This is a genomic window from Pseudomonas sp. NPDC096917 (assembly GCF_044762555.1).
Taxonomy (GTDB): Bacteria; Pseudomonadota; Gammaproteobacteria; order Pseudomonadales; family Pseudomonadaceae; genus Aquipseudomonas.
Map to the genome: position 1 here is coordinate 24,033 of NZ_JBIWEO010000019.1, position 19,946 is coordinate 43,978.

14 protein-coding genes and 2 pseudogenes are annotated in these 19,946 nt (G+C 58.8%); 6 read left to right on the plus strand and 10 right to left on the minus strand.

From position 1 onward, the window contains the following. Positions 1–69: 69 nt before the first annotated feature. Genes ACIQYF_RS19680 through ACIQYF_RS19690 form a run of 3 tightly spaced genes read right to left on the minus strand, consistent with a single transcriptional unit; the run spans position 70 to position 5,284 of the window. Positions 70–3,132, minus strand: a complete 3,063-nt coding sequence (locus tag ACIQYF_RS19680; protein ID WP_402865164.1) for an efflux RND transporter permease subunit — start codon at positions 3,130–3,132, stop codon at positions 70–72. Beyond that, the gene (locus ACIQYF_RS19685) at positions 3,129–4,196 is read right to left on the minus strand and encodes an efflux RND transporter periplasmic adaptor subunit (RefSeq protein ID WP_402865166.1); all 1,068 of its coding nucleotides are present in this window, start codon (positions 4,194–4,196) and stop codon (positions 3,129–3,131) included. The genes ACIQYF_RS19680 and ACIQYF_RS19685 overlap by 4 nt, the downstream gene beginning before the upstream one ends. Further along, positions 4,193–5,284 carry an efflux RND transporter periplasmic adaptor subunit gene (locus ACIQYF_RS19690; protein ID WP_402865168.1) on the minus strand — a complete coding sequence of 364 codons (1,092 nt, stop codon included), beginning with the start codon at positions 5,282–5,284 and terminating at the stop codon, positions 4,193–4,195. Before ACIQYF_RS19690 ends, ACIQYF_RS19685 begins: the two co-directional genes overlap by 4 nt. A gap of 145 nt (positions 5,285–5,429) precedes the next feature. Here ACIQYF_RS19690 and ACIQYF_RS19695 point away from each other — a divergent pair. Then, positions 5,430–5,552 (plus strand): annotated as a pseudogene (locus tag ACIQYF_RS19695) (AAA family ATPase); the annotation flags it as partial. Positions 5,553–5,557: 5 nt separating this feature from the next. Here the strand turns inward: ACIQYF_RS19695 and ACIQYF_RS19700 are convergent. From ACIQYF_RS19700 to ACIQYF_RS19720, 5 genes and pseudogenes are all read right to left on the minus strand, one after another. After that, positions 5,558–6,568, minus strand: coding sequence for an RHS repeat-associated core domain-containing protein (locus ACIQYF_RS19700; RefSeq protein ID WP_402865170.1), 1,011 nt, complete (start codon positions 6,566–6,568; stop codon positions 5,558–5,560). A gap of 148 nt (positions 6,569–6,716) precedes the next feature. Then, positions 6,717–7,499 (minus strand): MetQ/NlpA family ABC transporter substrate-binding protein, encoded by a 783-nt coding sequence (locus ACIQYF_RS19705; protein WP_402865172.1) that lies wholly within the window; start codon positions 7,497–7,499, stop codon positions 6,717–6,719. Between the two features lie 189 nt (positions 7,500–7,688). After that, complete coding sequence (locus ACIQYF_RS19710) at positions 7,689–8,585, minus strand: sigma 54-interacting transcriptional regulator (protein ID WP_402865174.1); 897 nt, start codon at positions 8,583–8,585, stop codon at positions 7,689–7,691. Positions 8,586–8,635: 50 nt separating this feature from the next. Then, positions 8,636–9,217 (minus strand): alpha/beta hydrolase, encoded by a 582-nt coding sequence (locus tag ACIQYF_RS19715; protein WP_402865177.1) that lies wholly within the window; start codon positions 9,215–9,217, stop codon positions 8,636–8,638. A 160-nt stretch (positions 9,218–9,377) separates the two neighbouring features. Then, positions 9,378–11,787, minus strand: a pseudogene (locus ACIQYF_RS19720) (TonB-dependent receptor). 118 nt (positions 11,788–11,905) lie between these two features. Between ACIQYF_RS19720 and ACIQYF_RS19725 the strand changes: the two are divergent. Both ACIQYF_RS19725 and ACIQYF_RS19730 read left to right on the plus strand, forming a co-directional pair. Continuing rightward, positions 11,906–12,853, plus strand: a complete 948-nt coding sequence (locus ACIQYF_RS19725; RefSeq protein ID WP_402865179.1) for a LysR family transcriptional regulator — start codon at positions 11,906–11,908, stop codon at positions 12,851–12,853. 100 nt (positions 12,854–12,953) lie between these two features. Beyond that, positions 12,954–14,570: an alkaline phosphatase family protein gene (locus ACIQYF_RS19730; protein WP_402865181.1), complete on the plus strand. Its 1,617-nt coding sequence runs from the start codon at positions 12,954–12,956 to the stop codon at positions 14,568–14,570. Between the two features lie 72 nt (positions 14,571–14,642). On the opposite strand, the gene ACIQYF_RS19735 is transcribed toward ACIQYF_RS19730, so the two are convergent. Both ACIQYF_RS19735 and ACIQYF_RS19740 read right to left on the minus strand, forming a co-directional pair. Next, on the minus strand, positions 14,643–15,548 hold the full coding sequence (locus ACIQYF_RS19735; protein WP_402865183.1) for a TauD/TfdA dioxygenase family protein: 906 nt from the start codon (positions 15,546–15,548) through the stop codon (positions 14,643–14,645). Positions 15,549–15,600: 52 nt separating this feature from the next. Continuing rightward, a complete protein-coding gene (locus ACIQYF_RS19740) occupies positions 15,601–16,623 on the minus strand; it encodes an ABC transporter substrate-binding protein (RefSeq protein WP_402865185.1) in 1,023 nt (340 codons plus the stop codon). Between the two features lie 307 nt (positions 16,624–16,930). On the opposite strand from ACIQYF_RS19740, the gene ACIQYF_RS19745 reads away from it, so the two are divergent. The 3 genes from ACIQYF_RS19745 to ACIQYF_RS19755 are packed head-to-tail and all read left to right on the plus strand — an operon-like array spanning position 16,931 to position 19,908. Then, positions 16,931–18,529: an ABC transporter permease gene (locus ACIQYF_RS19745; RefSeq protein ID WP_402865187.1), complete on the plus strand. Its 1,599-nt coding sequence runs from the start codon at positions 16,931–16,933 to the stop codon at positions 18,527–18,529. Then, positions 18,526–19,341 carry an ABC transporter ATP-binding protein gene (locus ACIQYF_RS19750; RefSeq protein WP_402865189.1) on the plus strand — a complete coding sequence of 272 codons (816 nt, stop codon included), beginning with the start codon at positions 18,526–18,528 and terminating at the stop codon, positions 19,339–19,341. The genes ACIQYF_RS19745 and ACIQYF_RS19750 overlap by 4 nt, the downstream gene beginning before the upstream one ends. Positions 19,342–19,392: 51 nt before the next feature. After that, on the plus strand, positions 19,393–19,908 hold the full coding sequence (locus ACIQYF_RS19755; RefSeq protein ID WP_402865191.1) for a DUF962 domain-containing protein: 516 nt from the start codon (positions 19,393–19,395) through the stop codon (positions 19,906–19,908). Positions 19,909–19,946 lie beyond the last annotated feature (38 nt).

Below are 19,946 nucleotides of genomic sequence, written 5' to 3' on the forward strand. Positions count from 1 at the left end.
GCTGCGATCTTTTAAAAGATCAAAAGATCGCAGCCTGCACCAGCGCCTACATGGGTTGTGTACCCGCCGTCAGTGAAGAGCTGGAGGTGGGTTTTTGTTTTCCTTGATTTTGTACCAGGCCACATACAGCGCCGGCAAAAACAACAAGGTCAGTAAGGTGGCCGAGATGATGCCGCCGATCATGGCGTACGCCATCGGCCCCCAGAACACGTCACGCGCAATCGGGATCATGCCCAGACTGGCCGCCGCCGCCGTCAATAAAATCGGCCGGCGACGGTGTTGCGTGGCATGCATTACGGCGTGCCACGGGTCGTAGCCGTCGCGCTCGAACTGGTCGATCTGGGTCACCAGAATCACCGAGTTACGAATGATGATGCCCACCAGTGCCAGAATCCCCAGTATCGCCACAAAGCCCATCGGCGTGCCTGTTGGCACTAAAGCCAGCACCACGCCAATCAGCCCCAGCGGGGCCACGCTGACCACCAGAAACATCTTCTGTGCACTTTGCAGCTGGATCATCAGGAAGGTGGCCATCAAGAACAGCATCAACGGCACCACTTGGGCAATCGGGCCCTGGGCCTTGGCGCTTTCTTCCACGGTGCCACCGGTTTGTACTGTGTAGCCCTGCGGCAGTTTGTCGGTGAAGGCGTTGATGGTCGGTTTGAGGTCGCTCACCAGGTCGGTCGGCTGAATGCTGCCGCGCACCGAGGCCTTGAGGGTCACGGTCGGGATGCGATCACGGCTCCAGATCAACGGCTGCTCCAGCTCATAGCGCACTGATGCAAACGCCAGCAATGGAATCGAGGTGCCGCTCGGTGTGGTGATTTGCAGGTTGAGCAGTGTTTCCGGCGTGTCGCGTTCGTTGCCGTTGGCCCGCCCGATGAGGTTGATCAGGTAGATGCTGTCCTTGACCTGGCTGACGGTCGCGCCGGTGACGATGCTGTTCATCACTTGCGCCACGTCTTGGGATGACAACCCGAATTGGCGGGCCTTGTCTTGTGCGATGTCGATGCGCAGCACTTTGCCCGGCTCGTTCCAGTTGAACAGGGTTTCGCCCACGTTGGGGTTGGCGTCGAGCACGGAGGCTAGGTCAAGGGCGTATTTGCGCACTTTGTCGATGTTCGGGCCGCTCACCCGGTATTGCAGCGGTTGGCCCACGGGCGGGCCCAGCTCCAGGGTGTGGACGTAACTGCCGATGCCCACAAAGTCATCGCGCAGGCGTTTGTTGAGCCGATCGATCAGCATGTCGCGGTTTTCAAGGCCGGTGCTGACGATCACCAGTTGTGAGAAGAAAGGGTTTTGCAGTTGCTGGTCCAGCGGCAGGTAGAAGCGAATCGCCCCCTCGCCCACGTAGGTGCTCCAGCGCACGATGTCCGGATCGCCCTTGAGCGTCTCTTCAAAACGCTGGGTGACTTTGAGCGTTTCTTGAATCGAGGCGTTTTGCGGCAGGTTCAGGTCCACCAGGATCTCGGGGCGGTCCGAGGCCGGGAAAAACTGGTTTTGCACGTAGGTCATGCCGACCACGGCCATCAAAAACATCACCACCGTGGCAATGATGGTCAGCCAGCGATGGGTCATGCACCACAGCAGGCTGGTGTCGAAAGCTTGGGCCAGTCGCCCTGGTTTGTCGGACTTGGGTTTGACCTTTTGGCTAAGGATGTGCACGCCCAGCACCGGCGCAAAGAGCACGGCCACCACCCACGACACCAGCAGCGCCACGGCAATAACCGCGAACAGGGTGAAGGTGTATTCCCCCGCAGAACTGTTGTTGAGGCCAATCGGCACAAAGCCGGACACCGTCACCAGGGTGCCGGTGAGCATCGGAAAGGCTGTGGAGTGGTAGGCAAACGTTGCGGCCTGTTGCTTGGTTTCTCCCAGTTCGAGCCGCGAGATCATCATCTCCACCGTGATCATCGCATCGTCCACCAGCAGCCCCAGGGCGATGATCAGCGCGCCCAGCGACACGCGCTGCATGGCGATGCCGGTGAATTCCATGAACACAAAGACCAGCGCCAGCACCAGCGGGATCGAGATGGCGACCACCATGCCAGCGCGCAGGCCAAGGCTGATGAAGCTCACCGCCAACACGATGATTACCGCTTCAAACAGTGCGCTGGTGAAGCCGTGCACGGCGACCTCAACCACTTCTGCCTGATTGGACACCATGTGCACGCCCACGCCGACGGGCAGGTCGGCAGTCAGGTCGTCGATGCGTTGTTGCAGCTGCTCACCAAACTCCTGAATGTTGCCGCCCGCGTTCATGGCCACCGCCAGGCCGATGGCGGGCTGGCCGTTGTAGTGGAACATTGGCGCCGCCGGGTCAACGTAGCCACGGGTAATGTCGGCGACGTCCGCCAGCCGGTAGAAGCGGTTGTTGACCCGCAAGTTCACCGCCTCAAGGTCGGCCACGTTTTTAAACTGCCCCGATGCGCGCACGGACATGCGCTCCGGGCCCGCTTCGATCACGCCTGCGGGGGTCACGGCGTTCTGTTCTTGCAGGCTTTCGAGGATGTGTTGTTGGTCCAGGCCCAGGGCGGCCAGTTTGCGCGTCGAGAAGTCTAGGTAGAAAGTTTCGTCCTGCTCGCCAATGGTCATCATCTTGCCGCGATTGGGAATGTCGCGAATCCCCAGGCGTACGTGCTCCACGTAATCGCGCAGTTGGCGCATGGTGAAGCCGTCGCCGGTAAAAGCGTAAATCGTGCCATAGACATCACCGAACTCATCGTCGAACCCCGGGCCTTGAATGCCCTGAGGGAAGTCGCCGCGAATGTCGCCGATCTTTTTGCGCACCTCATACCAGATATGGGGGATGGCATCGGCTTTGGTGGTGTCCTTCAAAAACACAAACACCGTGGACTCGCCCGGCCGGGTATAGCTCTGTACGTAGTCCAGCGAGTCCAGCTCTTCGAGCTTTTTCTCGATGCGATCGGTGATTTGCAGCATGGTGTCATCGACCGTGGCACCGGGCCATTTGGTCTGGATCACCATGGTTTTGATGGCAAAGCTGGGGTCTTCTGCCCGGCCCAGATTGAAGTAAGAAAAGAATCCGGCAAGCACGGCGACAAACATCAGGTACCAGACGAACGATTGGTGCTTCAGGGCCCACTCGGAGAGGTTGAACTTCCCATTCATAGCGAGCTTTCCTTGTCGAATCTGACTGTCTGTCCGGGGGTCAGGCTGTGAACGCCTGCGCTGACGACTTTTTCACCGCTGTGCAGGCCGCCCGAGAGCAGCACAGTTTTGCCCTCGCGCCGCAACACGCTGACGTCGCGAGGGTTGACGGCGAAGGTCTGCGGGTCGATGACCCAGACCCGGGTGTGGCCGTCGACTTCTTGCAAGGCGGTCAACGGCAACTGGAAGTGTTCGGCAATCGGGCTGCTGACGGTCACGCTCACCGAGCTGCCGAGGCGAAAGGCCGGCGGGGTCTGGTCGAGTGTCAGGCGGGTGCGCCGGGTGCGCGTGGCGCTGTCGGCTTGTGGGGCGATTTCGCGTACACGGGCGGTGGTGTTGACGTTCGGGTCGAGCTGGCCTGCGACCAGGAACACGATGTCTTTGGGCAGGGCTTCAGCCAGCGGCCCCGGCAGGTCGATCACCGCTTCCTTGATCTCAGGCCGCGCCAGAGTGACAACCTCTTCGCCCACGCTGACCACTTGCCCGGCCTCGGCCTGCCAAACGGTGATGACCGAGTCATGGTCGGCGCGCAGGTTGCAGTAACTGAGTTGATCTTTGGCCTGATTGAGCGCTGCGACGGCCTGTTGCATCGACGCGTCAGCGGTTTTGAGGTTGGCTTGCGCCGTGTCGAGTTGCGCTTGTGCGCCTACGCCCTTATTGAACAGCTCTTGCTGACGTCGGGCATTGGCCTGGGCGTTGATCAGTTGCGCTTTGGCCTTGGCCAGATCGCCTTGGGCTGCGCGCACATTGTTCTGCTGATCGGTGGGGTCAAGGCTGGCCAAAATATCGCCTTCTTTGACCAAAGCCCCGACATCGTAAAGGCGCCGCACAATGCGGCCCGGCACCCTAAAGCCTAATGTGCTCTCGTAACGGGCTTCGATATTCCCGGCAAAACGCCCCAGGTTTTGTGCCAGCTCAGGTGTTGCCACCACGAACAGCACCGGCCTGACAGGTTCAGGTGGTTTTTTCTCCGAGCAGCCCAGCAGTAACGCTGCGGCGAGCGGCACGATCCATAATCGGCTCATAGCGCCATCCCTCCGGCCGGGACGGGGGTGATTTCGACCTGCATGCCGGGGTGTAGCAATTGTCCGCCTGCGACCACAACCTGCTCTCCGTCCTTGAGGCCATCGTTGATGATCACGCTGCCGGTGAGGTAGCGCCCCACGGTGACGCGCTGCATGCGCACGTTGTTTTGACCGTCGACCACCCACACGGCAGGTTCCGAGACATCTTTGGTCAGGGCTGACCACGGCAGCTCAATGCTGGGACGAGGCGCGGGGGTCAGGTTGACGGTGACAATCGAGCCTAAATCCATGCCCTTGGGCAAGGTATCCAGTTGCACCTTGATTTGCAGCGTGCCGCTTTGCGCCGCCACGGTCGGGGTTATCTCGCGGATCTGGCCGTTGACCTTGATCGTCGGATCGCTCAGCAACGTGACTTGCACGGTCGGGTCTTTGGGCGGCTCAATGAACAGCGATTCGTACACGTTAAATACCGCGTCGCGGGCGCCGTCACGGGCCAGGGTAAAAATGGGCATGGTCGCTTGCACCACCTGGCCAACCTCGGCCTGGCGCGCGGTGATGATGCCTGGCGCTTCGGCGACCAGGTTGCTGTAGCTCAGTTGCTCGCGCGCATTGGCCAACTGAGCCTGTGCGGCGGCCATCGCGCTTTGGGCGCTGAGCTGCGCGGCGTTGGCGGCATCGTATTCACTTTGGCTGGTGTAGCCTTTTGGCAGCAGTTTTTGCTGACGGATAAAGGCCGCGCGGGTTTGCACCACTTGCGCCTGTTGCGCATAAACGCTGGCTTGCGCGGTTTGGACCTGGATTTTCAGGTCTTTGGGATCAAGGCTGGCCAATACCTGATTGGCCTGGATGTGGTCACCGACATCGACCTTACGCGCGATGATCTTGCCGCCCACGCGGAACGAAAGCTGCGTTTCGACCCGTGCCTGAATATCACCGCTGAGTTGAATGGGTGGCGCAAATTCGCGCGTGCTCACCTGCTGTACATAGACCCGTGGGGACAAAGGCTCTGTGGGGGCTTCCTTGCCACAAGCGGTCAGGAGCGCCAAAAGGCTTAAGCCCCAAACACACTTGATTCGTTGACCAGCCATGCAGACTCCTTTGCGTGATGCCGATTTACGGGACGATACGACAGACAGCGTAGAACAGGGTTTAGTGTTTGTGGGACTCTGTTTGCACCGACAGATCTATCGCGCGCCAAACCCGTAGCCGTTGCCTAGCCCGCGAGGCCGCGTGCGGTTGATCGCAGCCCTGCGGCAAGACCCGGAGTGCAATTGCATCGTGCTGGAAAAAAACCTCGGCCAGAACGAGGTGGTGGGCCAGCGGATGCTCGATCAACCCCCTTGGTTTTGGGCAGATTCAGCTCACTTTGCTCGAATGTCAGCTGCCTGGATATTAACCCGCGTGCTTTGGGATGGTTGAGATGAAATCCCTGTTGATGACGTACTGGCTTGAGACGTGGGCGATGACGCGAGGCTATCAGTAACAACTTCCTCGAGCTCTATGTTGGGTACAGCCGCATCCGATGCCGCTTTTTTACTCCACGTGAAGGGGCCCTTTTTCAGACGATGAAGAGCTGCTCCTACTGCGCCCCCTGCAACGGCTATACCGCTGATCACTGTGGAAGCTAAAAGGAGCTGAGTCGGCACACTGTTTGGGGCGTACTCAGCCATCGTTAAACGAGCAACGGTCACGCCGCTAGCGCCGATAGTACCTAATGTAGTTGCTACCTTGGTTACCGCTCTGAAGCTGGGTTCTAAGTTCCAGATTTTTTTCGCCGCACTCATGAATCCCATGCTGCGCTGTGTGCTCAGTAAGGCACCGGCAAAACCGATGAAGGCTGAAGCGAGTACCAGACTGAATCGCCCACTGGGATCACTACGATTCACCGGATCCCCTGCGCAATACGCATAGGCATTGATCCCGCCCTTGCCGAACGGGCTTAACGTATCGGGGCTATTAAATCGCATCAATATTGGGTTATACGCCCGATGGCCGTTGCCCAATAAGTAATGGCCAGTGAGCGGGTCGGGTTGCTCGCCGTTGAAGCCCAGCAGGTGCTCACAGCCTTCTGGGGTGATATGGCCATAAGCGTCATAGGCGCTGCTCTGGATGCCAGCGCGGCTTGCGCGTTGCAACACGCTGCGTTGTTGGTCTGTAGCCAATAGCAGGGTTTGGCTGGCCTGGGCATTGAGGGGGTGCTCGGCCAATAACTGATTGAGGTGCTGGAAGACCGAGCGCGACTGTATACCCTGCTTTTCAGTGGCTAAGCGTTGCTGATTGTAAAAACGTTGGGTGGCGGGTGACTGCTCATGGGCACTGCCAATCAGGCGATCCAACGGGTCATAGCGATAAGACATCTGCGTGCGGCGCATCTGAATCACTCCTTGGGTTGGGGCGTTCCAGAGTCACCTCGGCCTTACTTTTTGACTACCTGTGAAATCTGCTAGGTAGTTTTGCCAATCAATAAAAAACGCCGACGCTGTAATAGCCGTCGGCGTTTTCAGTGGCGCTGGCGCTCAATCAGAACGCTGGCAGCACCGCACCGTTGTATTTCTTCTCGATAAACGCTTTAACTTCCGGGCTGGTCAGGGCTTTGGCCAGCTTCTGGATGGCCGGGCTGTCCTTGTTGTCTGGACGCGACACCAGGAAGTTCACGTAAGGCGAATCAGCACCTTCGATGATCAGCGCGTCGGTGGCTGGGTTGAGGCCCGCTTCCAGCGCGTAGTTGGTGTTGATCATGTCCAGGTCGACCTGGTCCAGCACGCGAGGCAACAGTGCAGACTCAAGTTCTTTGAATTTGAAGTTATGCGGGTTTTTAGCGATGTCTTTTGGCGTGGACACAGCGTTGGTCGGGTCTTTGAGTTCGATCAAACCGGCCTTTTGCAGCAGGATCAACGCACGGCCGCTGTTGCTGCCCTCGTTAGGGATGGCAATGGTTGCGCCATCTTTGAGCTCTGACAGGCTTTTAATTTTTTTCGAGTAGCCGCCGAATGGTTCAACGTGCACACCGATCACTGTGACCAGGTTGGTGCCTTTACCTTTGTTGAAGCTTTCGAGGTACGGCAGGGTCTGGAAGTAGTTGGCGTCCAGACGTTTCTCTGCGACCTGTACGTTCGGCTGAACGTAATCGGTGAAGACTTTGATTTCCAGATCCACGCCTTCTTTGGCAAGGGTCGGTTTGATGAGCTCAAGGATTTCGGCGTGGGGAACCGGCGTCGCAGCGACGACCAGTTTTTCGTTAGCCTGTGCCAGGCCTGCCGTCAAAGCAGCCGCCAATGCGGTAAACAACAGAACCTTTTTCATGCAATGCCCTTAAGTAAATGACCGTTCGGATGACGGTTTTATTGGAAGTCAGAGCGGACAATACCTAACTTCTTTATGCCAGAACAATAATATTTATTAAGCTTCTTAGATCGTTTTGTTCGGTTGGCGCGGCCTGTTGTCTCGCAATCTTTTAAAAGATCGCGAGCAAGCTCGCTCCTATATCGCAGGTTAGGGCAGTAAGTTCTTCAGCGCTGCCAACTCCTGCGGCGTGGCGCTTTTAATAAACAGCTCAATCTGGCTCAGGCTGTCGGGCAGGTTTAAATGCTCGGGTTGGATCTCTTCGCCCGTGCTGACCAGCAGCGCAAAGTGAATCACGTTCTCCAGCTCACGGGTATTGCCCGGCCAACTGTGGCGCTCCAGCACGCGTTGCGCGCTGTCGCTGATCAGTGGCACCGGCAGGTTAAGGCGTTGGCTGTAGATGCCCAAAAAGTATTCGGCCAGCGACAAAATATCGCCCACTCGCTCGCGCAAGGCGGGCAACTCCAATTGCCCTTCGCTGAGGTAGTGATACAGCCGCTCGTGGAATTTGCCGGCTTTTACAGCCTGCGCCAGATCGATGCTGGTGGCCGCGACCAGCCGCACATCGACTGGATTAGGCTGATGGGCACCGACCCGCGTGACTTCATGGGTTTCCAGGGCCGTCAGCAGCTTGACCTGAATACCCAGCGGCAAATCTCCGATTTCATCCAGGTATAAGGTGCCGCCATTGGCTGAGCCAAACCACCCGGCGCGACTGCTGGCTGAGCTGTTGTGGGTGCCAGGGGCGTAGCCGAACAGTTCGGCGTCGGCGTAGGTCGGGCTGATCGCGCCGCAATTAACGGATACAAACAAACCGGGGCGGTCGCTGGCGCGGTGAATATGCCGGGCCAGCAGTTCTTTGCCGCTGCCGGTTTCGCCACGAATCAGCACAGGCAGGGCACGCGGGGCGAGCCGTTCCAGGTCGTCACGTAATTGGCGCGAGCGTGGGTCGACAAACACCAGTGCTTTGGCGCGAATACTCAGTGGGCTTTTTTCTGCGTCGGGAAAGGTCAACAGGGGTTGGCCAAAGGTTTTATGCGGACTCATGGCAGGCTCCCGCCCGCTGCCGAAGGGTGGGCGCGGGCGTTACAAAAAATTCAGGCTCGGCGCAGGGCCCCGTGCTCAATGCGGGTTTGCAGGCGATACAAAAACGCGAACCCTTGCTCCCAACGTTGGTGGCCGGACTTAACGTTGATATGTCCGGCGCCGCTGAGAATGCCGACCTCGGCACCCCATTGACGGGCGAACTCCATGGCGCGAGGCGCGCTGGCCGCTGCATCGTTGTCCGAACCGACGACTTGGCTGGGGAACGGCAGGGTTTGCGTCGGGATCGGTGCAAAGTTACGCAGAGCGGGCGCGCAGGCTGGGCGTTCGACATCGGCCGGGGCTACCAGCAAGGCCCCCCGCACCTGGCTCAGCAGGCTAGCAGGGGCGCGTTCTGCCCAATGAGCGACGGTGATGCAACCCAGGCTGTGGGCAATCAGAATGACCGGCGTGCTGTCGGTGGCAATCGCCTCGGCCAACGCAGCAATCCAGTCTTCGCGGCGTGGTGTCAGCCAGTCGGCTTGCTCCACCCGAGCACTGTTCGGCAAGCTGTTTTGCCAGTGGGTTTGCCAATGATCGTCAGACGACCCTTGCCAGCCCGGCACTATCAAATAGCGAATCGATTCGTTGCCCATGGGTGCATGCCTCCAGCGGTATGTGTGTTACCGAGTCAGTATAGGGACGGCTTTTAGATTCGCTAAGGAATAAGAAGCTATTTGTTAATAACCAAAAAACCATTCTGAGAGTGAGAGCGGGCTGCAAGCCCGCTCCTGCCGGATAGGCTGTGGTCAGCCTTTAAAAATCGTAACGGCCGGTCACGCCAAGCGTGCGTGGCGAGCCCAGCAACCCTTCATAACCGCCGTTGGCAGCGCTCCACAGGGTGGTGTAATAGGTTTTGTCGAAGGCGTTTTTCAGCCACAGCGATACGTCCCACTGACCTTGGTGAAAGTCCCCGCGCAGGCCTGTGGATAAGTTGACTACCGCATAACTCGGGATCTGTGCATAAGCCGAGTCTTCGACCGTGCCCACGGCTTTGGAGCGCAAGGCGTAGCTGGCGGTCACGTACTCTTCGAGGCCGTTGTTGAGGTTCCATTTGTATTCGCCATTGGCGTTGCCGATCCACTTCGAAGCGCCGACCACCTGATGCCCGCTCAAGTCGCATGAGGCGGGCGCGCCGGGTTGCAGGCTGACTTCCGGCGGGCATGGCGCATCTTTGTAAGACAGGTACCGCACATCATTAAACGATCCGTTTATGTTCAGCGTCAGCCCGCGCACGGGGATCAACGTGCTCTCGAATTCGACCCCGCGTGAGCGCACAGAGCCTGCGTTAGTCAGGTATTGAGCGCGTGTGGAATCGTCATACGCCGTGGTCTGGTACCCGTTGACCTGTGTCCAGAACAGGTTGGCGTTTAGTTGCAGGCGACGATCCCACAGCGTGCTTTTAACCCCCAGCTCGGCATTGTTGGCGCGCTCGGCACCGATCAGCAGCGAATCGGCCCCGGCGCTGGGTGCCGAGCCAACGGTGAGGTTCACCCCGCCCGACTTCTCGCCATGTGACAGGCTGGCGTAGCCCAGCACGTTGTCGTTGAAGTGGTAGGTCAGGTTCAGCAGGCCTGATGGGCTGGTACTGTATTGGTTCAAATCGCCCGAATCATAAGCGCCGACCCGCGCCTGGCGGGCCGTTGCTGCGGCGCCAGTGACAGAGGCCCCGCCGACCGGAGCATTGCGGGTCACCCATGCGCTTTTCTCTTCATAGGTGCCGCGCAGCCCGGCCGTGAAATCCAGCTGCGGCGTCAGGTGCCACGTGCCTTGGGCAAACAGCGCAAAACTGTTGGTCGAAATGTGGCCGTTACCCACGGTGTTCACGTTCGCCAGAGCCCCCGCCGGTGTGCCATTCCAGATGTCGGCCTTGGGGCCGTAATAAGTGAAGGACTGGTTGTCCAGATCGGAGCCGAAGTAGTAAGCCCCCGCCACGTAATCGAAGAAACCGCCGGTAGGCGAAGCGATTCGAAACTCCTGCGACCACTGTTTGTCATTCACGGACACGCCAGCGTTGTAAGCCGCCGGTACGTCCAACCCGTCGTCGTTGCGTGGGGTGAAATCCCACCAGCGATACGAGGTGATCGAGGTCAGCGTGTAGTCACTGGGCAGTGTCCAGTTGGCCTCCAGCGAGGTGCCGCCCTGAAACACGGTGACCGATTGCTGGCTGTCGAGGTTGACCTTGCGGTGTGAGCCGTCGACCAGCGTGGCCCCGGCTGCGGCGGCACGTGTTTCGTATCGGTTGACGCCATTAATGGTCGGCCCGGTACTGAACAGCGTACGGGTGCCCGCGCTGGAATCCTCTTCGTTGTAGTCGCCGATCCAGCGCAGGTTGAACGTCTCGCTGGGCTTGTACAGCAGTTGGCCGCGAAACCCTTCGCGTGCGCCGCCGTTAAGTTGATTGCCGTCGAATTCGTTTTTGATGTCGCCATCGCTGCGGGTTCGGTAGGCCGAAAAACGCCCGGCCAGCTCATCGCTGAGCGGCCCGGAAATCGTACCCTTGGTCTGGAAATAACCGTCCTCGCCCAGTGACGTTTCGATACTGCGCTCGGGGGTGAATGTCGGCGCACGGGTGTTGATATTGATCACGCCAGCCGTGGTGTTTTTGCCGAACAACGTGCCCTGTGGGCCGCGCAGTACATCCAGCTGCTCAATGTCCATCAAGTCAAACACCGCCATGCCCGGCCGCCCCAGGTAAACGTTGTCGATGTACAACCCCACGCTGCCTTCCAGGCCATCGCTGGCCGGGTTATTGCCCAGCCCGCGAATCGACACACTGGATTGGCGCGCGTGCATGTAGGCGACGTTGACGCTGGGCACCAGTTGCTGCAAATCCTGAATTCGGTAAACGCGTTGGGCTTCGAGGGTCTGGCCGCTGATCACACTCATCGGCGTTGGCACGTTTTGCGCGCTTTCTTCACGGCGTCGAGCGGTCACCGTCACGGTTTTCAATTGGCTGCCATCAGCTTTTGCCGGTGCGGCTTGGGTGGCCGGCGTGGTGGCAACAGCGGCTGGGTTTTCGTCTGCCATTGCCATCGAACCCGTGGTGCAGCCCGCCAGGAATAGCGCCATTGGCAGGCGTTTAACACGCCTTGAAGGGAATGGAAGGGCTTGTTGGGATGGGCTCATGGGCGGCTCCTGGTCGACGAAATACACAGCCTTGTATATTCCAATTAGTTATTTGTTTATGTTTTGACAGATATTTACTGCATAAGAGATTGCCTTTATAAGGAGTCCATCGAATGCATAGCCAATGCATTTCCCCGATATTTTTGATGTGAAAAATGCATATCGACCTGCGCCAACTTCGTCACTTCATCGCCCTTGCCGAGCAGCGCAGTTTTGTTGCGGGGGCGCAGGCGGTGAACCTCTCGCAATCGGCATTTAGCCGCAGCATTCAGGCGCTGGAGCACAGCGTGGGTTGCCCGTTGGTGGACCGCGGGCGCAAGGACCTGGCACCCACCAAGCAAGGCCAGTTGCTGCTTGAACACGCGCGGCGACTGGTCAGTGGCGCCCGGCAACTGACCAACGAGATCAATCAGTTCAATAGTCTGGAAAGCGGTGAGGTGTTGTTCGGTTGCGGCCCTGCGCCTGCTTCGGGCTTGGTGCCCAAAGCCATCGGACGTTTCATCGGGCGTTACCCCAAGGCGCGGGTGAATTTTCAGGTTGATGACTGGCAAAGCCTGAGTAAGCGCATGCTTAACGAAGAGTTTGAGTTTTTCATCGCGGATACCCGCAACTTCGAAGCAGATCCTGCCTACTTCACCCAGCGCTTGCGTCCGCGCCGCTGGTTTTTTTGCTGCCGCGCAGGCCACCCGCTGGCTCAACGCAGCAGCGTCAGCGCCGAAGAACTGTTGAGTTATCCATTGGCCGTGACCATCCGCCCGCCTAACCTGCGCAAAGTGCTGGTGCAGTTAAGTGGACGCCAGGACTACGCGCCGAATGTGGAGTGTGAAAGCCCGTTCAGTCTTTTGAGCGTGGTGCTGAGCAGCGATGCCATCGGCATTTGCGGCGCCTACAGCGACGTTTTTTTGTACGCCAAGGGCGACCTGGTACGCATTGAGGTCGACGAACTGGCCCAAGACCAGGACGCGCTCTACACCCGCTATGGCATCGTCAGCCGCTCATCGACTCGTCTTTCGCCCTTGGCCCAAGCCTTGATTGATGAAATCAAACAACTGGATAACAGTGATGACCATGATGTGTGTGGGCTTGAGAACTTCGCGATTTGAGGCATGCGTACTGTGCATCAAACCCATTCACCAAATGCGCTTGTCGCACGCGGCGCGCTCGCGCGAAATCGGTCACCTGATCTGCCAAAGGTGAACCCTCATGCCACAGCTGCAACCCATCAAAAACGTGCTGTACATCATGTGCGACCAACTGCGTCGCGATTACTTGTCGTGCTACGGCCACCCGCATTTGCACACGCCCAATATCGACCGCCTGGCCGCGGCTGGCGTGCGTTTCAGCCGGGCCTATACCCAAGGCACGATTTGCGGCCCGTCGCGCATGTCGGCGTACACCGGGCGTTATGTCAGCAGCCACCAAGTGGCCTGGAACGCGGTGCCGTTGCCGCTGGAGGAACTGACTCTGGGTGACTACCTGCGCCCCCATGGGATTCGTACCGCGCTGGTGGGTAAAACCCACGCCACGGCCAACGTCGAGGCCTTGCAGCGTTTGGCGATTGACCCGAACAGCCAGCAAGCCGAAATCTTGAATGAAGTTGGCTTTGAAGCCTACGCCCGCCACGACGGCATTTACCCTGACAGCCCGCTGTTTGACGACAAACGAGACTCAGCGCCCTACACCCAGTATTTAAAGGACTTGGGCTACGACGGTGCCAACCCGTGGCATGACTGGGCCAACGCGGGTGCGGGGGCCGATGGCGAAGTGCTCAGCGGCTGGAAAATGCGTAACGCGCACCTGCCCGCACGGGTGCAGGAACAGCATTCGGAAACGGTGTTCACCACCGACCGCGCCATCGACTTTATCCAGGAGCAAGGTGAGCAGCCGTGGTGCCTGCATTTGTCGTACATCAAGCCGCATTGGCCCTACATCGCCCCGGCGCCGTATCACGCGCTGTATGGCGCGGAGCACGTGCTGGCGCCGATTCGCCCGAATGCGGGCCAGCCAGCCAGCGAGCACCCGGTGTACAACGCGTTTCGCCAGCACGAAGAGAGCCAGAATTTTTCGCGGGACGAAGTGCGTTTGAATGTGATCCCGACGTACATGGGGTTGATCAAGCAGGTCGATGATCAATTGGGGCGGCTGTTTGACTTGCTGCAAAGCACCGGCCGCTGGGACGACACGCTGATTGTGTTCACCAGTGACCACGGCGACTTTTTGGGTGATCACTTTTTGGGCGAAAAAGAGTTCTTGCTGGAGCCTGCGGTGGGCGTACCGCTGATCGTGCGGGACCCACGCGCGGAGGCTGATGTGACACGTGGCACGGTCGATCAACGCCTGGCGGAAACCATTGATGCCTTGCCGACCTTTTTGCAGGCGCTTGGGGTGACGGGCGCTGAGCACCGATTGGAAGGGCGTTCGCTAATTCCGCTGCTGCATGGGCAAACGCCTGCGTGGCGCGAGTACGCGATTAGCGAATACGACTACGCGTTCCAGGCTCCGGCACGTGAGCGTTTGGGCCAACCAATTGATCGGTGCCGCATGACCATGGTGCGCAGTGAGCGTTGGAAGTATCTGGCGTATGACGGTTTTCGCCCGCAGCTGTATGACCTGCTCAATGACCCGCAGGAGTTGAATGACCTGGGTGACGACCCGGCCTATGCAGCGGTACGTGAACAGCACATGGGGTATTTGTTTGACTGGCTGCGCGGATTGAAGCGCCGTACCACTATTAGCCATCAGGAAGTGGACCGCCGCGCGGAGAGCTTTCGCTATGGTGAGCCAGAAGTTGAGAAAGTGGTGCAGATTGGGGTGTGGTAAACCCGTTTTGCTCGCGATCTTTAAAAGCAAAAGATCGCGAGCAAGCTTGCTCCTTCAGGGTGTTGTAATGGGCTAAGCGCCTTTTGTGGTCTGGCTGCGGTGCCCTTGCACGCTCACTGGCACATCGCCCTGCAAGGTCACGCGGCGCACGATGCGGTCTTGGGTGCCGTAGTCGTCAATGGCGTAATGCTGGGTCGAGCGGTTGTCCCAGATCGCTACGTCACCGGTGTTCCAGCGCCAGCGCACGGTGTTTTCCAAACGCGTAACGTGGCTTTGCAGCAGGTTGAACAGGTGCGCCGAATCAGACGACGAGTACCCCTTGATGCGTTTCACAAAGTGTCCCAGCACCAAACTCTTCTCACCACTCACCGGGTGCACGCGCACCACCGGATGCTCGGTTTCATACACGGTTGAGGTAAAGATTTTGCGGTATTGCTCAATCTTTTCTGGCGCGACCTCCGGCTTAGTGGTCGCGTAGTCGTATTCGTTGCTGTGCACGGCCCACAGGTTGTCAGCCAGTTCTTGCAGGTTTTTAGGCAACTTGGCGTATGCGCTGGCGGTGTTGGCCCATACCGTGTCGCCGCCCGCCGCCGGGGCCAGTACGGAGCGCAGTACCGAAGCTTTGGGGTAAGCGTCAACGAAGGTCACGTCGGTGTGCCACGAGTTGGCGCGCTGGCCCTGGGCACCGTCCAGTTCCATCAAAAACCGCGTGCCGTCACGCACGGGCACGGTGGGGTGAGCAATCGGGTCGCCGAGCAGTTGCGCAAAGGCTTCCTGGCTTTGGTCATCGAGGTGAGTCTGGTCGCGGAAGAAAATCACTTTGTGGGTCAGCAACGCCTGTTGAATCGCGTCGACGGTGCTGGCGTCCAGGTCGCCCGACAGTTTGATCCCGCGGATTTCGGCGCCAATGCGTCCGGCCACCGGGTGTATCTCAAGTGTTTGAACGTCAGGTTTTACGGCTAAAGCGGCAGTGCTCATTGGATGACCCTCATTGTTTTGATGGCTTACGGTTAGAGTGCGACGCAAAGGTTTAGCGGGAGGCGGCGGCAAGCGGTGGTGCAACCCACTCGCTGACCTGGAACGGTTTTCGGATCAGGCGTTGCTCGGCGGCCAGGGTGACGGAGTCCTGCAATTTGCCAAGGAACACGGGGTCGAGTTGCGAGACGAAGACTTCGCTGAATGTCTGGTCCTCAGTGTCTTTTTCAAGGATGTGCGCCGGGTAGTTGGCCAGCCCCGAGACCAGCGCGATGTAGGCCGGTTTGTTGGCCTCGTTGGTCAGCCATTGCACACCTTGTTCCTGGGCTTTAAGCAGTTTGGCCACGGCTTGCGGGTGGGCATCGACAAAGGCGCCCGAGGCCACGAGCACGCTTTGCACGCTGCCGGCGTTGTTCAGGTCTTTGGTGTTCAGCGGGATGTCTGCCAGGCCCTTGGCCTGCAACGAACTCAAGTTGGAACCGCCCCACGAAGCGTCGATTTGTTTGGCCGCCAGCGCGGCCACCGAGGCGTTGAAGTCCAGGTTGATGACTTTGAGGTCTTTCTCCGTCAGGCCCACGCTGGCCAGCGCGGCGTCAAAAGACAGTTGGGTCGCGGTGCCGCGAAATAGTCCGACCCGTTTGCCTTTGAGGTCTTGCAGGGTTTTGATCCCCGAACCCGGCACCACGGCCAAATATTGTTTGTTGTCACGTGCGGCGGCACTCAGCAGGCGCGTGTCCAGACCATTGGCCTTGCCGATGATGGCGGCCAAGTCACCCAGGTAGGCAAAGTCGACCTGGCCGTTGGCGAAGGCTTCATTGATCACCGGGCCTGCCCCTTTGAAGTACTTCCATTCAATGGTCACGCCGTCGTCGGCAAAGGCTTTTTCCAGCAACTGCTGGCTGCGCAGCACGTCGCTGATCCCGCCGCCGCTGTGTTGGCTGCCCGCGCTCAGGTCGGGTACAGCGATGCGGATTTGCTTTAAGTCATCGGCGTGGCCCAGCAATGGCAAGCACCCCAGCAAGCCCGCTAAGGCAGGCGCGGCCAGGCGGCGAAAGGTGTGTTTGAAAGGGATTGGCATGGGTGCTGCTCCTGAATACGGCGGGTATTGAGGAACAAAAAGTAGGCATAAGATTGAGCGAGCAATAAATACTAAAAGCGCACAATTTAGTAACAAAAAGGAATAAGCGTTCTCGTCTGCGGCTCTTGGCCTGATATGCATAAGTCGCACGGAAAATATTCATTTAATGCATTGGCAGCGGGTATCAAGACACGGCATAAAGGATGGCCTTATCTCTGTTAGATATGAATATCAATATTTATAGATCAAACGGAAATATACATAGAACGTTTGGTTGCGCCCGCACAACCGACAACGGAGGTCTGCGATGGCCAAAGCTTCGCTGCTCAATTTGCCTTTGGCTGCCTCACCGTTGGGTGTGAAGGCCTGGTTACCCAACGTCAGTCAACGAGCATTGCCGTGGCTGTTGCCGATAGCCCTGTTTTTACTATGGTGGTTGGCTGCTCGCGAGCAATGGATGAGCGAGCAGATTTTGCCGCCGCCTTCGCTGGTCTGGCAAAGCGCGCTGGAGTTGGGCGCCGGTGAGCTGTGGAGCCATTTGGCGATCAGCCTGCAACGTCTGTTTTTTGGTTTGCTGGTCGGCGTCGGTATTGGCACGGTGCTGGGTGCCACGTTGGGCTTGAGCCGTGTGGCTGAACGGCTGGTTTTGCCGACATTCAACGCGTTGGCACACGTGCCAACCTTGGCGTGGATCCCGCTGTTTATGGTGTTTTTTGGCATCGGCGAAGTGCTCAAGCTGGTGGTGCTGATCAAAGCGATTGTGGTGCCCATCACCTTGCACACGCTGGTGGCGGTACGGGATGCCCAGCCCACGTTACGAGAAGCGGCGCAGGTGCTGCGCTTGCCGCTGCACCTCAAGGTTCGTCGGCTGATCGTGCCTGCCGCCCTGCCCGGTTTTATGGCGGGTTTGCGTTTGGCGCTGGCGGCGGGTTGGACATCGTTGCTGGCTGTTGAGCTGCTGGCCTCCAGCGAAGGGATTGGCTACCTGATGGTCTATGCGCGGCAGTTGTTCATGCTCGACATCGTGTTTGTGTGCATCGTGGTGATTGGCGTGATCGGCGTCTCGATGGATCGCGGCATTGGCTGGCTGGATCAAAAACTGGTGCATTGGCCGCATGCGGCGACGGCGCAATTGACCCGTGGCCCACGTTCGAGCGGCTGGCAACGTCTGCAATCAGGGTGGTTGCCGCTGCTTCTGTTGGCGTTGTGGCAAGTGGCGGTGACGCAAGCGTGGGTCGACCCACAGATTCTGTTGAGCCCGTGGGCCGTGGTGCATGGTACCTGGAACGGTCTGGTTGACGGCAGTTTGCCGACGGCGATGGCCTTGAGCCTCAAGCGCACCTTGGGTGGTTTGGTGCTGGGTGGCGGTTTGGGTTTTGTTTTTGGTGTGGTGCTGGGCTTGTCGCACACCAGCGAACGGTTGCTGGGGCCGAGCCTGTCGGCGCTGCGCCAGATTGCAATTTTTGCGTGGGTACCGTTACTCACGGCATGGTTTGGCCTGGGTGAGTTGTCGAAGTGGGTTTTCGTCGCCCTGGCTGCTTTTTTTCCGCTGTTTATTGCCACCCAACGCAGTGTGGCCAACCTCTCGCCGCAACTGCGTGAAGCGGCGCAGGTAATGCGCCTTAACCTGTGGCAGCGCCTGCGTCTGTTGGTGTTGCCAGGCGCTGCACCGGGTATTTTCGCCGGGCTGCGTCTGAGCCTGATCTACGCCTGGCTGGGCACCATCGGTGCGGAATACTTTATGCCGTCCAATGGGGGCATCGGCAGCCTGATGATCGGCGCCCAACAACTGCTGCGCATGGACACCCTCCTCAGCGGCATGCTGCTGGTGGGCCTGACCGGCGCCCTGCTGAACCTGATTGGCCAACGCCTCGAAACCCGCGCAACCCGCTGGAGAAACGCATGAACGCACCTATTGTCAGTTTTAATCAGGTCGGTAAATCCTTCGAAGTGGACGGCCTGGAACTGGAAGCCATACGCGATTTCAATGTGCAGATTGCTGAAGGTGAGTTTGTCGCCATTGTCGGTTCCAGCGGCTGCGGCAAGTCGACCTTGCTGCGCTTGCTGGTGGGGCTCGACACTGAGTTTCGCGGCTCGATTGAAGTGGACGGCAAGGCCGTCAACGGTGTGGGCAGCGAGCGTGGGATCGTGTTTCAAGAGCACCGTTTGTTCCCGTGGTTGAGTGTTGAAGACAACATCGGCCTGGGGCTGGTCAACGAACCGCTGACCCCGGCCGAGCGTCAGCAGCGGGTCGCCGCGTTTATTGAACTGGTGGGCTTGAAAGACTTCGCCCGGGCGTTTCCGCATCAGTTGTCCGGCGGCATGGCGCAGCGCGTGGCGATTGCTCGCGGGCTGGTGGCCAGCCCACGGATTTTGCTGCTGGACGAGCCGTTCGGGGCGCTGGATGCCCTGACCCGCCAGCAAATGCAGGACGAGCTGCTGGCGATCCGCGAGCGGGCCAAAATCACCACCGTGTTGGTGACGCATGACGTCGAAGAGGCGATTTTTCTGGCAGACCGTGTGGTGGTGCTGGAGCCACGCCCCGGGCGGATCAAGCAAGTGGTCAACATCGACCTGCCTCACCCGCGCCATCGCAGCAGTTTTGAGTTTCATCAACTGCGTGAAGAATTGCTGCATGAACTGACGCGTGAAGGGCCTTATCAGCCGCCGGTGCGCGAGCAGATTCGGGATTTGCCATTGGCGTTTATTGCCTGTTGATACAAGGGGGAGTATTACAATCAGCTCGTTGCCCACCCGAGAGCTGCCACCATGAAAAGCCTGGTCGACCATCTGAGCCAATACGCCGCTTATCACCGTGATAAGCGCAATATCGTGACCCACTTTGTGGGCATCCCACTGATTGTGATTGCCGTGGCAGTGCTGTTGTCGCGCCCGCAATGGGCGGGTATTTCGCCTGCGGTGTTCGTGATGATTGCGAGTGCGGTGTTTTACCTGCGCCTTGACGTGCGCCTGGGGGTATTGATGACTGTTTTGCTGGGCTTGGCCGTATGGCTGGGGCACAGCTTGGCGGCCTTGAGTACGGGAGCTTGGTTGAGCTGGGGCGTTGGGCTGTTTGTGATCGGCTGGGTGATTCAGTTTGTCGGGCATTACTACGAAGGGCGCAAACCGGCGTTTATCGATGACGTGACCGGGCTGATTGTCGGGCCTTTGTTTGTGGTGGTGGAGCTGTTTTTTTTGTTGGGCTGGCGCCAGGATTTGCAGCGCGAGATAGAGGCGCGGCTGAGCAAGCCTAGCAGTTCTGCTAGCTATCTGAGGGGGCGTTAGAGGCTGATACTGGCAAGTCACTTGCAAACAGAGGTCTT